We start from the raw sequence: 12386 nt of genomic DNA, 5'->3' as shown, positions 1-12386 counted from the left end.
GAATGCCGCTATCTGCCCCGCCTGATGTAAGGAAGCCCGATGCCTGATCCTGTTGCTGCCAGCTTGCGTCTAGCGCCCGAAGCGCTGACCCGTCCGTTTTCCGCTGAACAGTTCAGCTTCTCTACCACCAATGAATTGGAGCCCTTCCGCGGAGTGCTTGGCCAGGAACGTGCGGTCGAAGCCTTGCAGTTCGGTGTGGCAATGCCACGCCCCGGTTACAACGTATTCGTCATGGGCGAGCCCGGCACCGGCCGGTTTTCGTTCGTCAAACGCTATCTGAAAGCCGAAGGCAAACGCCTGCAGACCCCGGCGGACTGGGTCTACGTCAACAATTTCGATGATCCTCGCGAACCTCGCACTCTGGAATTGCCCTCTGGCACCGCCGGTGCTTTTATCGATGACATCAACGGCTTGATCGACAACCTGCTGGCGACTTTTCCGGCCGTGTTCGAACACCCGTCCTACCAGCAAAAGAAAAGCGCCATCGACCGCGCCTTCAACCAGCGTTACGACAAGGCGCTGGATGTGATCGAGCGCCTGGCGCTGGAGAAGGACGTTGCGCTGTACCGCGACAGCACCAATATCGCCTTCACCCCGATGAGCGAAGGCAAGGCTGTGGATGAGGCCGAATTTGCCCAGTTGCCGGAAGTCGATCGCGAGCGTTTTCACGAGGATATTTCGTGGCTGGAAGAGCGGCTGAACGAAGAACTCGCCAGCTTGCCGCAATGGAAGCGTGAGTCGAGCAATCAACTGCGCCAGCTCAACGAAGAAACCATCACCCTGGCCTTGCAACCCTTGCTCTCGCCGCTGTCGGAAAAGTACGCGGAAAACGCCGGCGTTTGCGGTTACCTGCAAGCGATGCAGGTGTATCTGCTCAAGACCGTGGTCGAGCAACTGGTGGACGACAGCAAGACGGACGCCATCGCCCGCAAGCTGCTGGAAGAGCAATACGCGCCGAGCCTGGTGGTCGGTCATCCGTTCAGCGGCGGTGCGCCAGTGGTCTTTGAGCCGCACCCGACTTACGAAAACCTGTTCGGCCGCATCGAGTACACCACCGATCAGGGCGCGCTCTACACCACGTATCGACAGTTGCGTCCGGGTGCGCTGCACCGCGCCAACGGCGGCTTCCTGATTCTTGAAGCGGAAAAAATGCTCAGTGAGCCGTTCGTGTGGGATGCGCTCAAACGCGCGCTGCAATCGCGCAAATTGAAAATGGAATCGCCGCTGGGCGAGATGGGCCGTTTCGCCACTGTGACCCTGACTCCGCAACATATTCCGTTGCAGGTCAAAGTGGTCATCATCGGCGCCCGACAGCTCTACTACACGCTGCAGGACCTCGATCCGGACTTCCAGGAGATGTTCCGTGTCCTGGTGGACTTCGACGAAGACATCCCGATGGTCGATGAAAGCCTGGAGCAGTTTGCCCAGTTGCTCAAGACCCGCACCTCCGAAGAAGGCATGGCGCCGCTGACCGCTGATGCGGTGGCGCGTCTGGCGACTTACAGTGCTCGCCTGGCTGAACACCAGGGGCGTTTGTCGGCGCGGATCGGTGATCTGTTCCAACTGGTCAGCGAGGCGGATTTCATTCGCCAACTGGCCAGTGACGAAATGACCGACGCCGGGCACATCGAACGTGCGCTCAAGGCCAAGGCCACGCGTACCGGGCGCGTCTCGGCACGGATTCTCGATGACATGCTGGCCGGGATCATCCTGATCGACACCGCAGGTGCGGCGGTCGGCAAGTGCAACGGGCTGACAGTGCTGGAGGTCGGTGACTCGGCCTTCGGTATACCGGCGCGGATTTCCGCCACGGTGTATCCAGGCGGCAGCGGCATCGTCGACATCGAGCGCGAGGTCAATCTTGGCCAGCCGATTCACTCCAAAGGCGTGATGATCCTCACCGGGTATCTGGGCAGTCGTTACGCCCAGGAATTCCCGCTGGCGATTTCCGCGAGTATCGCCCTGGAGCAGTCCTACGGTTACGTCGATGGTGATAGCGCATCGCTGGGCGAGGCTTGCACCTTGATTTCGGCCCTGTCGAAAACCCCGCTCAAGCAGTGTTTTGCGATCACCGGCTCGATCAACCAGTTCGGTGAAGTGCAGGCGGTGGGTGGGGTCAACGAGAAGATCGAAGGCTTCTTCCGACTCTGCGAAGCGCGCGGGTTGACCGGGGAGCAGGGCGCAATCATTCCCCACGCCAACGTTGCCACGCTGATGCTCGACGAGAAAGTGCTGACGGCGGTGCGCGCGGGGCAGTTCCACGTCTACGCCGTGCGCCAGGCTGATGAAGCCCTGAGCCTGTTGGTCGGCGAGCCGGCCGGTGCGCCGGACGCCGATGGTCAGTTCCCTGAAGGCAGCGTTAACGCGCGGGTGGTGGAACGCTTGCGGGTCATCGCAGAAATGATCAGCGAAGAAGACCTCAAGGAAGCTGAGAAAGAGATGGCGCAGGAAGCCTTGGTGGAAACCAAGCCGGCCTGATACAGAAACAATTTGAGGATCACGTAGATCCACTGTGGGAGCGAGCCTGCTCGCGAAGAGGGAGTGTCAGTTGACGTCAATGTCGCCTGACACACCGCTTTCGCGAGCAGGCTCGCTCCCACATTTGTATCCGGCGCACTCCGAAAAAGTGCCATCAGTCTGGCGTCAATATTCACACAATGACCATTCGGCGCCTTCTGGTCTCACTTGACGTGCTAGTCAGACTTTTCCTCTATTCTCAGGTCAAGGATATCGACAGTAATCACTGGATCGAGACAGCCCTCCCGTGGGGGCTGAATACCGGATCTACCGAGGGTCGCCGCCATGTCGCGCAACCTCTGCCTCACCCGTCAATGTCTGGGCCTTGTGACCCGTATCGAGTGTGCCATCCGCCCATTGGCGGGGGATACGGGCATGTGGACCTTACTCTTCGCCGCTGGAATGGCCGGCGAACAACCTTCTGCCATCAAAGCCCAGGGCCCGTTTCATGGCCCCTTTGTGGCTGAGTCGATCCTCGACACCATTGTTGAAAGTCTCACCCTGCACGGCTATGAGCTGGCCGATGATCCGCAAATCTGGTGCCTGCACCTGCAAGCTCAGCTGCGGGAAATCAATGGTGGCCGCTGCCGCAACCCTGGAGGTTTCGAGTTTCGGCCCGAGCACTGAACAGGCTATTGAGCAAGGTTGGACGTGTCCGCCTTGTCGAGTTTGACCTCGAAGCCATATTGCACGGTGGAGAGATCGGTTCGTTGATAGGTTTCCAGACGGGCAGGCTGTCCGTAGAAGTAATGCACCCCCAATAATGCCGGGCCTTCTGCGCTCGCATCGTGGCTGACCGAAAGAATCTCCTTCAGATAATTGCCGCTGTCGTCCTTGGCGAAGAAACGCCAGTCCTGGGCGGGAAACTGCTTCAGATCAACCACCAGCGCATTGCCTTTGAGCACCAGCCCTTTGGGCAACTGGTGGGCGTCGATGGTTTTCTTTTCGACAGTGGCGAGAAACAGCGGCATGGAGCCCACCGCGTAAGCCGGGGTTTCTGGAAACAGGTTCAAGTCGTAGGTGATGATGCCGCGCAGGGGATCGACCTGGTAAGCCTCAGGCGGCAACTCGATCGGCTCATCGCGTTTGCCGTTACCGTCCTCGGTAAAGAAACTGACCGGGCTTTCGCCGGGGCTGAAGGAGGTGCCGAGCAGCTCATCATTGAAGCTTTTGGGGTGATAGAACTCGATACGCGCGGCGCTGGGCTCTTCGACCGACTGACTGATGCTGACGCTCTTTTTCAGTTGTTCCTCGCCAAGCGTGGCGCCCTTGAGCCATATCGGGGCCTGGTCGTCGTACACCACCACCGGCAGCGTCAGTGGCTGGATGGTCTTTTGCGTGGTGTGTGGGTCGAAGCGAAGTACCGGCAGGTTCAGGTCCTTGCGGGTCACCGTGGCGGTTGAAAAGTCCAGTACGCTGACCTCAAGAGCGTCGATCGACCCGTTGAAGTACACCTTGGAATAATGGTGGCTCTGTTGCTTCTCAAAGGCGCGCTGCTCTTCATCGATCTGTTTCTCGAAGCTCTCGCTCCAGGCTTTCTGCTGTTGCATTTTCGCCAGTTGCTTTTGATAGAAGGCTATTTGTGTGGAGGTTTCGTTGATCGAGCCTGAGCGCGAGAGAAATTGCCCGGTGCTGTCCTTGGCCTGGACGATCAGCGGGTTCAGCGGTGTTTCGCCGACCTCGGGGGCCTGTGGCGCGCTGTTGTTGAATTCGATTTCGGCGTAGTTGTTTGCAAGGTTCAGCAGGGTGACGCTGAGGTTGTCGTTGGTGCGAGTCTGACCAACGTCCTTTTTCGTCAGGTCGAAGCTGTAGAGTCGGCGCGGCGCGATCACTTCCACCTTGCCTTGCAGGCTCACCGGTTGTGGCTGGTTCTTTTTGTCCACGTCCAGGCCGTCGATGAAGGGGTAGGTCACCGTCAGGTCGTCGGGGTTGGTCAGGTTTGAGCTCGACGGGCTCAGTTGAATTCCAGGATCGGTTTCTGACCATTCCGGCTGAAACGGGATGACGCGTTTGTTGCTCAAGGTCACCGATTGCCATTCAAGACTATGGGGAAAGAGAAACGCGACCGGAATGTTGAAGTTGAAGGGGAACACCGGTTGCAGGTCGGTCAGGTAGTCGGAACTGGAATCTTTGTGCAGCACGAACAGGCCGTTGATGTACGTGTCGACCAAGGCTTGGGGCGTCGGATAGTGCTTGAGGGCGGCGAGGGCGTCTTCGCCATATTCTGTTTCCACCGGTTTGCTGTCGAGCTTGAGTTGCGCCCGCTCGAGTAACAACAGTGAGCCGCCGAGTTCAGCTACGGCTTCCTTGAGTTTCGGATCTTGAATCGCATCCAGAGACTTCTCGAACTGCGCAGTCTTTTCCTCGAGGCTGACCTGGCGCTTCTCATCGCTGGGTGAGCAAGCGCTCATCAGCAAAGCCAGGCAAATGCCGGCGCTCGTTAAGGGCAATCGCACATCCATTTCCCGTCTTCCTGTCCGATGTCGCTGAGCTGTCAATGCTTTGGACACTAGCAGAAAAACCTTGTCACACACTCGCAGGTTGCGGATTTCCCGGCGGTTTCTGGGTGTAACAGGTGGCTGATATACTCGCGGCCATTTCCAGCCCCCTTGTGAGATTTAATGGAACGCTTTATCGAAAATGCAATGTACGCCAGCCGCTGGCTGCTGGCGCCTATCTACTTCGGTCTGTCCCTCGGGCTGCTGGCCCTGGCGCTGAAATTCTTCCAGGAAGTCTTCCACGTCATCCCTAACGTGTTCTCGATGGCCGAGTCGGATCTGATTCTGGTGTTGCTGTCGCTGATCGACATGGCGCTGGTAGGCGGTTTGCTGGTGATGGTGATGATTTCCGGTTACGAGAACTTCGTTTCCCAACTGGATATCGATGACGACAAGGAAAAGCTCAACTGGCTGGGCACCATGGATTCCTCTTCGTTGAAGATGAAGGTGGCCGCTTCCATCGTGGCCATTTCTTCCATCCACCTGCTGCGGATTTTCATGGACGCCAAGAACGTCGATCCCGAGCATTTGAAGTGGTACGTGGTCATCCACATGACCTTCGTGATTTCGGCGTTTGCCATGGGTTATCTGGATAAGCTGACCAAGCACTGATCGCTTCTTATCGCTATACCAAACCGCCCGTCTGTTGCGAAACAGACGGGCGGTGTCGTTTGTGGCTTGTACTTTGATGCGCCGAGGCCTATGCCTGTAAAGATCTTGGCTCGCCATTGCGTGAGGTGCGTTTATGGACCTGAAAGAGTTGAATGCTTATGCCATCGCCGGGAAGGTTGATGAGCTCAATCTGATCTCGATGGAAGGCGGGATCTACCTGTTGGAAGCGCGGATGCATGGCGCGGCGTATCCGTTGAGTGATAACCACGGCCAGATGTTTCATTTACGTTCGGTCGAGCATGCGCGTGAAGTGCTTCATGCCTTTCCCAGCTTGCCATTCAACCTTGTACACGTTTCGGTTCATGACGAGATGTGTGGGCTCGGTGCCAGTTCCGAGGGGAGCCTGAAGGTACCGATTGCGTGGCAGCACTGACACCTCTCATCAACGCAATGGCATCTGTGCTAGTCTGCTGGCCCTTTTGGTTCCGGGCGCTCCGGGACGCGCTGTGTACGCACGGCAAGTTCCAGGGCCGTCCGCACAGCGGAGCAGTGTCATGTCCGAAGTAAATCTGTCCACCGACGAAACCCGCGTCAGCTACGGTATTGGCCGTCAGCTGGGCGATCAACTGCGCGACAACCCGCCACCGGGCGTTAGCCTGGACGCGATCCTGGCAGGTCTGACCGACGCTTTCGCCGGTAAGGAAAGCCGTGTAGGTCAGGAAGAAATGTCCGCGAGCTTCAAGGTCATTCGCGAAATCATGCAAGCTGAAGCGGCTGCCAAAGCTGAAGCCGCTGCTGGCGAAGGCCTGGCATTCCTGGCTGAAAACGCCAAGCGTGACGGCATCACCACCCTGGCTTCCGGCCTGCAATTCGAAGTGCTGACTCAGGGTGAAGGCGCCAAGCCAACCCGTGAAGATCAAGTGCGCACTCACTACCACGGCACTCTGATCGACGGCACTGTGTTCGACAGCTCCTACGATCGTGGTCAGCCTGCAGAATTCCCGGTTGGCGGCGTGATCGCTGGCTGGACCGAAGCCCTGCAACTGATGAACGCCGGCAGCAAATGGCGTCTGTACGTGCCGAGCGAACTGGCTTACGGCGCTCAAGGCGTTGGCAGCATTCCGCCGCACAGCGTACTGGTATTCGACGTCGAGCTGCTCGACGTTCTGTAAGACCCGGCTCGATACTACGTCGGGCTAATGTGGGAGCGAGCCTGCTCGCGATAGCGGTGTGTCAGTCAGCAGCAATGTTGGCTGTCAGATCGCAATCGCCAGCAGGCTAGCTCCCACAGTTTTTTGCGCTGCATCATATTTCGATCTTGTGGTGCAGTTCGCTTGTCGGGCGCAATGCCCGGGCATAGCAGAACAGAAACAGATTGCGCACCAGTTCCTTGAGCACCACCGGCTCGCTGGAACTCAAGCCGTTGACGTCCAGATCACCCTGATCCTGCAGCTCGGTCAAGGCTTCTTCTTCAAGCACCGCACAAACTTCCCCGGTTTCCCGATGCAGGATCCTGAGGTAAGGGTGTGGGCGGTCCAGCCAGGCGTCGATCAAATAAGTCATGGGTCTCATCTCCATTGATGGGTTTCAATGAGAATAATTCTTATTCATCAAATAGCAAGGACCTATTGGCGGTTTGTGTTTTTTTAAGGGTAAAGGTTGCGTAAGGTCAAAACGGCTGGCGTTTGGCTATTGCGAGGGATTGTTGGGCGAAGCGGGGGAGGGTGAAGCACCATCCCACGCGGGACGCGGGATGGAATACAGCAGGCTCAGACTTTTCTGACGAACTCGGATTTGAGCTTCATCGGGCCGATGCCGTCGATCTTGCAGTCGATGTCGTGATCGCCATCGCACAGGCGGATGTTCTTGACCTTGGTGCCGACCTTGACCACCAGCGACGTGCCTTTGACCTTGAGGTCCTTGATCACGGTGATGGTGTCGCCGTCCTGCAGGACGTTGCCAACCGAATCCTTTTTCACGGTGTCATCGGACACTGCTTCGGCTTCGCCGCTGGCGGACCACTCGTGGGCGCACTCAGGGCAGATCAGCTGGGCGCCGTCTTCGTAGGTGTATTCGGAATTGCATTTTGGGCAGGGTGGCAACGTGCTCACTAAAGCTCCTTGGATTGAGGATCGCTAAAAGTCGCACATTATATAGGGTTTTAGGCGGAGGAGGGGTGACAGCGAAAGATCGCAGCCCCGTAGGAGCTGCCGCAGGCTGCGATCTTTTGATCTTGCTGTAAAAATCAGTGCGTACGGGCGACCGCAAATTCGCTCAATTCGACCAGCGCATCGCGGTACTCGCTGGCAGGCAGCGCGTCGAGGCACTTGATCGCGCGGGCCACGTAGTCACGAGCCAGCTGGGCGGTGTAATCCAGCGAACCAGACGCTTCCACGGCTTCGCGGATGCTTTCCAGGTCTTCGATGCCGCCTTTCTGGATCGCCTTGCGCACCAGGGCAGCCTGCTCCGGCGTGCCTTCGCGCATGGTGTAGATCAGCGGCAGGGTCGGCTTGCCTTCAGCCAGATCGTCACCGACGTTCTTGCCCAGGGTTTCGGCATCGCCTTTGTAGTCCAGCAGGTCGTCGACCAATTGGAACGCCACGCCCAGATGATCGCCGAATGTACGCAGGGCTTCTGACTGTTCCGATGTCGCTTCGCAGAGCGCTGCCGCACTATGGGTCGACGCTTCGAAGAGCATCGCGGTCTTGCCGCGGATGACTTCCATGTAGGTTTCTTCAGTGGTGCTGGCGTCACGAACCTTGGACAGCTGCAACACTTCGCCTTCGGCGATGATGCGCGTGGCTTGCGAAAGGATTTTCATCACCGGCATGGAGCCCAGTTCGACCATCATTTCGAAGGACCGCGAATACAGGAAGTCGCCCACCAGCACGCTTGGCGCGTTGCCCCACATGGCGTTGGCCGTCGAACGGCCACGGCGCATGCCGGACATGTCGACCACGTCGTCATGCAGCAGGGTCGCGGTGTGCAGGAACTCGATGGTTGCGGCCAGCAGGCGCAGGTCATCGCCTTCGCGACCCAGAGCCTTGCCACACAGCAACACTAATAGAGGGCGCAGGCGTTTACCGCCAGCCGAGGTAATGTAATCGCCGATTTTCGATACCAGCGGCACTCGGGAAGTCAGCTGCTTCTTGATGATGCCGTCGACGGCGCTAAAATCGTCCGCCACCGCGCGGTAGAAAGCTTGGGGTTGCATCAGCGACAGGTGCTCCAGAAGGGTTGCGCGGCATGCTAGGACCCACGTCGGCGGGTGTCAAGGTACGATGGACGGCCTCTTGCATCGCCCCGGCAGCTTGCGTACAATCGCGCACCCTGAACTTCCTGGGCAGCACCTGCCTTACGCAATTGCAAACAGGCCTTCCAGCCCAATGCAGCCATGCCAGCCAATACCTCTTCTTATAAAGAGCTGGGTGAGCAGGATTATCGGAGAAATACCATGTCGTACGCAGTAATTGTTACTGGTGGCAAGCAATACAAGGTCGCCCCAGGTGAATACCTGAAGATCGAAAAACTGGAAATCGCTACCGGCGAATCCGTTACTTTTGATCGCGTTCTGTTGGTCGCCAATGGCGATGACGTGAACATCGGCGCTCCAGTTGTTGCTGGCGCTACCGTTGTGGCTGAAGTGATCTCCCAAGGTCGTCACGATAAAGTCCGCATCATCAAGTTCCGTCGTCGTAAGCACCACATGAAGCGTATGGGCCACCGCCAGTGGTACACCGAGATCAAAATCACCGGTATTCAGGCTTAATTTCAGCCTAATTCCTCACTAGGAGAATTGACTCATGGCACACAAAAAAGCTGGTGGTAGTACCCGTAACGGTCGCGACTCAGAAGCCAAACGCCTTGGCGTGAAGATGTATGGCGGCCAGGTTATCATTCCGGGCAACATCATCGTGCGTCAGCGCGGCACTCAATTCCACGCCGGTTACGGTGTTGGCATGGGTAAAGATCACACTCTGTTCGCTAAAATCGACGGCGTGATCAAGTTTGAAGTAAAAGGCGCTTTCAACCGCCGTTACGTGAGCATTGTCCCGAAGACTGCAGTCGTCGCGGCATAATTACGTAGTTGCTGGAAAAGCCCTGTCTCGCGACGGGGCTTTTTCGTTTGTGGGGTGAGTCTCTTGCAAAGCTGTTTGTGATGGGCTCCAGCGCTGGATTTGCGGTCGTTGATTGAGGTCGCTGCGCTCATTTTTGCAAGAGTCTTATGTCTTAGTGTTTTTCGGCTCGTCCGTATGACGAGAGGCGTTTTGTTATGAAGTTTGTTGATGAAGTATCGATTCGAGTAAAGGCCGGTGACGGCGGCAACGGTTGCATGAGCTTCCGTCGCGAGAAATTCATTGAAAACGGTGGCCCGAACGGCGGTGACGGTGGTGATGGCGGCTCGGTCTACATGATCGCCGACGAAAACCTCAACACCCTGGTGGACTACCGTTACACCCGGCACTTTGATGCCGAGCGTGGTTCCAACGGCGGCAGCACTGACTGCACCGGTAAGAAAGGTGAAGAACTGGTCCTGCGTGTTCCGGTCGGCACTACCGTTATCGACTCCGCCACTCAGGAAGTGATTGGTGACCTGACCAAGGCCGGTCAGCGTTTGTTGGTTGCTCACGGCGGCTGGCACGGTCTGGGTAACACCCGATTCAAGTCCAGTACCAACCGTGCTCCGCGTCAGACCACTCCGGGCAAGCCGGGTGAGGCGCGTGATCTGAAGCTGGAAATGAAGGTGTTGGCTGACGTCGGCCTGCTGGGCTTGCCGAATGCTGGCAAAAGTACCTTCATTCGTTCGGTGTCGGCTGCCAAGCCGAAAGTCGCCGACTACCCGTTCACCACGCTGGTGCCGAACCTGGGTGTGGTCAGTGTCGATCGCTGGAAAAGCTTCGTGGTCGCGGACATTCCGGGTCTGATCGAAGGTGCTTCCGATGGCGCAGGCCTGGGGATTCGCTTCCTCAAGCACTTGTCGCGTACCCGTTTGCTGCTGCATCTCGTGGACATGGCGCCGCTGGATGACGCCAGCGCGCCGGATGCTGCTGAAGTGATCGTCAGCGAGCTGACCAAGTTCAGCCCGTCCCTGGCTGAGCGTGATCGTTGGTTGGTGCTGAACAAGTGCGACCAGATCCTCGAAGAAGAGCACGATGCTCGCGTCAAGGAAATCGTTGATCGCCTGGAGTGGACCGGTCCGGTCTACGTGATCTCGGCTATCTCCAAGCTGGGCACCGAGCGTCTTTGCCACGACATCATGCGTTGCATGGAAGACCGTGCTGATCGCCTGGCTAACGACCCGGTTTACAAGGAAGAGTTGGCCGAGCTCGATCAGCGCATCGAAGACGAAGCCCGTGCTCAGCTGCAGGCCCTGGATGACCAGCGTGCCCTGCGCCGTAGCGGCGTGAAGTCGGTCCATGACATCGGCGACGATGATTGGGACGAAGAAGATGTGGATGACGAAGACGGTCCGGAAATCATTTACGTGCGTGACTGATTCGTTGCGATAAACTTAAACGCCGCTCACTAGAGCGGCGTTTTAGTATCTGGAAATCGATCGTTGGTCAGTAATAGCCACGATTAACGTCACGGGCAGTGCCAGGTCGCGCTGTCCTCAAGCTAAGGTTGAAGATGATGCGGAGCAAGGTGACAGGTGCGCAGCGTTGGGTCGTGAAGATCGGCAGCGCTTTGCTGACGGCGGACGGCAAGGGCCTCGATCGCGCGGCAATGGGTGTTTGGGTCGAGCAGATGGTGGCTTTGCATGAGGCTGGCGTCGAGTTGGTGCTGGTGTCCTCAGGGGCGGTGGCGGCCGGCATGAGCCGTTTGGGCTGGACCGTACGACCCAGTGCGATGCACGAGTTGCAGGCCGCTGCCGCCATCGGTCAGATGGGGCTGGTGCAGGCCTGGGAGTCGAGCTTTGCCGAGCATGGCCGGCATACCGCGCAGATTCTCCTGACTCACGACGACTTGTCCGACCGCAAGCGCTACCTGAATGCCCGCAGCACCTTGCGCGCGTTGGTTGAGCTGAAAGTTATTCCGGTGATCAACGAAAACGACACCGTAGTCACTGATGAAATACGTTTCGGCGACAACGACACGCTCGCGGCGCTGGTGGCCAACCTGGTCGAGGCTGATCTGTTGGTGATCCTCACGGATCGCGATGGCATGTTCGACGCCGATCCGCGTAATAACCCTAACGCCAACCTGATTTACGAAGCGCGCGCCGATGATCCGGCGCTGGATGCGGTGGCGGGCGGTACGGGCGGTGCGCTGGGTCGTGGCGGCATGCAGACCAAATTGCGTGCTGCGCGGCTGGCGGCTCGTTCCGGTGCGCATACCATCATCGTTGGCGGGCGTATTGACCGTGTGCTGGATCGCCTCAAGGCGGGCGAGCGCATCGGCACCTTGCTGTCGCCTGAGCGCGGCCTGTTGGCGGCGCGCAAGCAATGGCTGGCCGGGCACCTGCAAACTCGCGGCACGCTTGTGCTGGATGCCGGCGCGGTGACGGCGCTGTCCAAAGGCAACAAAAGTTTGCTGCCTGTGGGTGTCAAGCTGGTCCAGGGCAGCTTTCGTCGTGGCGAGATGGTGGTTTGCGTGGCGCCGGACGGTCGTGAAATCGCCCGAGGCCTGGCCAACTACAGCGCGCTGGAGGCACAAAAAATCATCGGTCAGTCGTCTGAGGCGATTGTCGGTCTGTTGGGTTACATGGCAGAGCCGGAACTGGTTCACCGCGATAACCTGATCCTGGTCTGAAGGAAT

At 58.1% G+C, this 12386-nt stretch carries 13 protein-coding genes; 9 read left to right on the top strand and 4 right to left on the bottom strand.

From position 1 onward, the window contains the following. The first annotated feature begins 39 nt into the window (after window positions 1–39). The gene (locus ACYZTZ_RS23870; RefSeq protein ID WP_056742840.1) at window positions 40–2478 is read left to right on the top strand and encodes a Lon protease family protein; all 2439 of its coding nucleotides are present in this window, start codon (window positions 40–42) and stop codon (window positions 2476–2478) included. Window positions 2479–2802: 324 nt separating this feature from the next. Beyond that, complete coding sequence (locus ACYZTZ_RS23865; RefSeq protein WP_046048783.1) at window positions 2803–3144, top strand: PA4575 family protein; 342 nt, start codon at window positions 2803–2805, stop codon at window positions 3142–3144. Between the two features lie 5 nt (window positions 3145–3149). On the opposite strand, the gene ACYZTZ_RS23860 is transcribed toward ACYZTZ_RS23865, so the two are convergent. After that, on the bottom strand, window positions 3150–4979 hold the full coding sequence (locus tag ACYZTZ_RS23860; protein WP_461999890.1) for a hypothetical protein: 1830 nt from the start codon (window positions 4977–4979) through the stop codon (window positions 3150–3152). 159 nt (window positions 4980–5138) lie between these two features. Here ACYZTZ_RS23860 and ACYZTZ_RS23855 point away from each other — a divergent pair, with 159 nt between their 5' ends. From ACYZTZ_RS23855 to ACYZTZ_RS23845, 3 genes are all read left to right on the top strand, one after another. Further along, window positions 5139–5627, top strand: coding sequence for a TIGR00645 family protein (locus tag ACYZTZ_RS23855; RefSeq protein WP_056742836.1), 489 nt, complete (start codon window positions 5139–5141; stop codon window positions 5625–5627). A 133-nt stretch (window positions 5628–5760) separates the two neighbouring features. Further along, window positions 5761–6060 carry a DUF6482 family protein gene (locus ACYZTZ_RS23850; protein WP_056742834.1) on the top strand — a complete coding sequence of 100 codons (300 nt, stop codon included), beginning with the start codon at window positions 5761–5763 and terminating at the stop codon, window positions 6058–6060. A gap of 121 nt (window positions 6061–6181) precedes the next feature. Next, window positions 6182–6799, top strand: a complete 618-nt coding sequence (locus ACYZTZ_RS23845) for an FKBP-type peptidyl-prolyl cis-trans isomerase (RefSeq protein WP_046048787.1) — start codon at window positions 6182–6184, stop codon at window positions 6797–6799. Between the two features lie 133 nt (window positions 6800–6932). Here the strand turns inward: ACYZTZ_RS23845 and ACYZTZ_RS23840 are convergent, their stop codons facing one another. From ACYZTZ_RS23840 to ACYZTZ_RS23830, 3 genes are all read right to left on the bottom strand, one after another. Then, window positions 6933–7190, bottom strand: coding sequence for a PA4570 family protein (locus tag ACYZTZ_RS23840; RefSeq protein WP_461999889.1), 258 nt, complete (start codon window positions 7188–7190; stop codon window positions 6933–6935). A 206-nt stretch (window positions 7191–7396) separates the two neighbouring features. Beyond that, a complete protein-coding gene (locus tag ACYZTZ_RS23835; RefSeq protein WP_008154270.1) occupies window positions 7397–7738 on the bottom strand; it encodes a zinc ribbon domain-containing protein YjdM in 342 nt (113 codons plus the stop codon). 134 nt (window positions 7739–7872) lie between these two features. Further along, window positions 7873–8841, bottom strand: a complete 969-nt coding sequence (locus ACYZTZ_RS23830) for a polyprenyl synthetase family protein (protein ID WP_033054288.1) — start codon at window positions 8839–8841, stop codon at window positions 7873–7875. 240 nt (window positions 8842–9081) lie between these two features. Between ACYZTZ_RS23830 and rplU the strand changes: the two genes are divergently transcribed. The 4 genes from rplU to proB all read left to right on the top strand — a co-directional run bounded on the left by rplU (window position 9082) and on the right by proB (window position 12380). Continuing rightward, the gene (gene rplU, locus ACYZTZ_RS23825; RefSeq protein ID WP_003176051.1) at window positions 9082–9396 is read left to right on the top strand and encodes a 50S ribosomal protein L21; all 315 of its coding nucleotides are present in this window, start codon (window positions 9082–9084) and stop codon (window positions 9394–9396) included. Window positions 9397–9430: 34 nt separating this feature from the next. Beyond that, window positions 9431–9706 carry a 50S ribosomal protein L27 gene (rpmA, locus tag ACYZTZ_RS23820; RefSeq protein WP_046048788.1) on the top strand — a complete coding sequence of 92 codons (276 nt, stop codon included), beginning with the start codon at window positions 9431–9433 and terminating at the stop codon, window positions 9704–9706. A 194-nt stretch (window positions 9707–9900) separates the two neighbouring features. Then, on the top strand, window positions 9901–11124 hold the full coding sequence (gene cgtA / locus ACYZTZ_RS23815) for an Obg family GTPase CgtA (protein ID WP_461999888.1): 1224 nt from the start codon (window positions 9901–9903) through the stop codon (window positions 11122–11124). A 137-nt stretch (window positions 11125–11261) separates the two neighbouring features. Beyond that, the gene (gene proB, locus ACYZTZ_RS23810) at window positions 11262–12380 is read left to right on the top strand and encodes a glutamate 5-kinase (RefSeq protein WP_461999887.1); all 1119 of its coding nucleotides are present in this window, start codon (window positions 11262–11264) and stop codon (window positions 12378–12380) included. Window positions 12381–12386 lie beyond the last annotated feature (6 nt).

This window comes from Pseudomonas sp. LB3P58, from assembly GCF_054897895.1.
Note: the sequence above shows the minus strand (reverse complement) of the source record. Positions and strands in the feature narration are given on the sequence as shown.

Bases quoted from the DNA above. Each gene is read 5' to 3' on its own strand.
- ACYZTZ_RS23850 (WP_056742834.1), top strand. From the start codon at position 5,761: ATGGACCTGAAAGAGTTGAATGCTTATGCCATCGCCGGGAAGGTTGAT.
- proB (WP_461999887.1), top strand. From the start codon at position 11,262: ATGCGGAGCAAGGTGACAGGTGCGCAGCGTTGGGTCGTGAAGATCGGC.
- ACYZTZ_RS23870 (WP_056742840.1), top strand. From the start codon at position 40: ATGCCTGATCCTGTTGCTGCCAGCTTGCGTCTAGCGCCCGAAGCGCTG.
- rpmA (WP_046048788.1), top strand. From the start codon at position 9,431: ATGGCACACAAAAAAGCTGGTGGTAGTACCCGTAACGGTCGCGACTCA.
- ACYZTZ_RS23865 (WP_046048783.1), top strand. From the start codon at position 2,803: ATGTCGCGCAACCTCTGCCTCACCCGTCAATGTCTGGGCCTTGTGACC.
- ACYZTZ_RS23855 (WP_056742836.1), top strand. From the start codon at position 5,139: ATGGAACGCTTTATCGAAAATGCAATGTACGCCAGCCGCTGGCTGCTG.
- ACYZTZ_RS23845 (WP_046048787.1), top strand. From the start codon at position 6,182: ATGTCCGAAGTAAATCTGTCCACCGACGAAACCCGCGTCAGCTACGGT.
- rplU (WP_003176051.1), top strand. From the start codon at position 9,082: ATGTCGTACGCAGTAATTGTTACTGGTGGCAAGCAATACAAGGTCGCC.
- cgtA (WP_461999888.1), top strand. From the start codon at position 9,901: ATGAAGTTTGTTGATGAAGTATCGATTCGAGTAAAGGCCGGTGACGGC.
- ACYZTZ_RS23830 (WP_033054288.1), bottom strand. From the start codon at position 8,841: ATGCAACCCCAAGCTTTCTACCGCGCGGTGGCGGACGATTTTAGCGCC.
- ACYZTZ_RS23840 (WP_461999889.1), bottom strand. From the start codon at position 7,190: ATGACTTATTTGATCGACGCCTGGCTGGACCGCCCACACCCTTACCTC.
- ACYZTZ_RS23860 (WP_461999890.1), bottom strand. From the start codon at position 4,979: ATGGATGTGCGATTGCCCTTAACGAGCGCCGGCATTTGCCTGGCTTTG.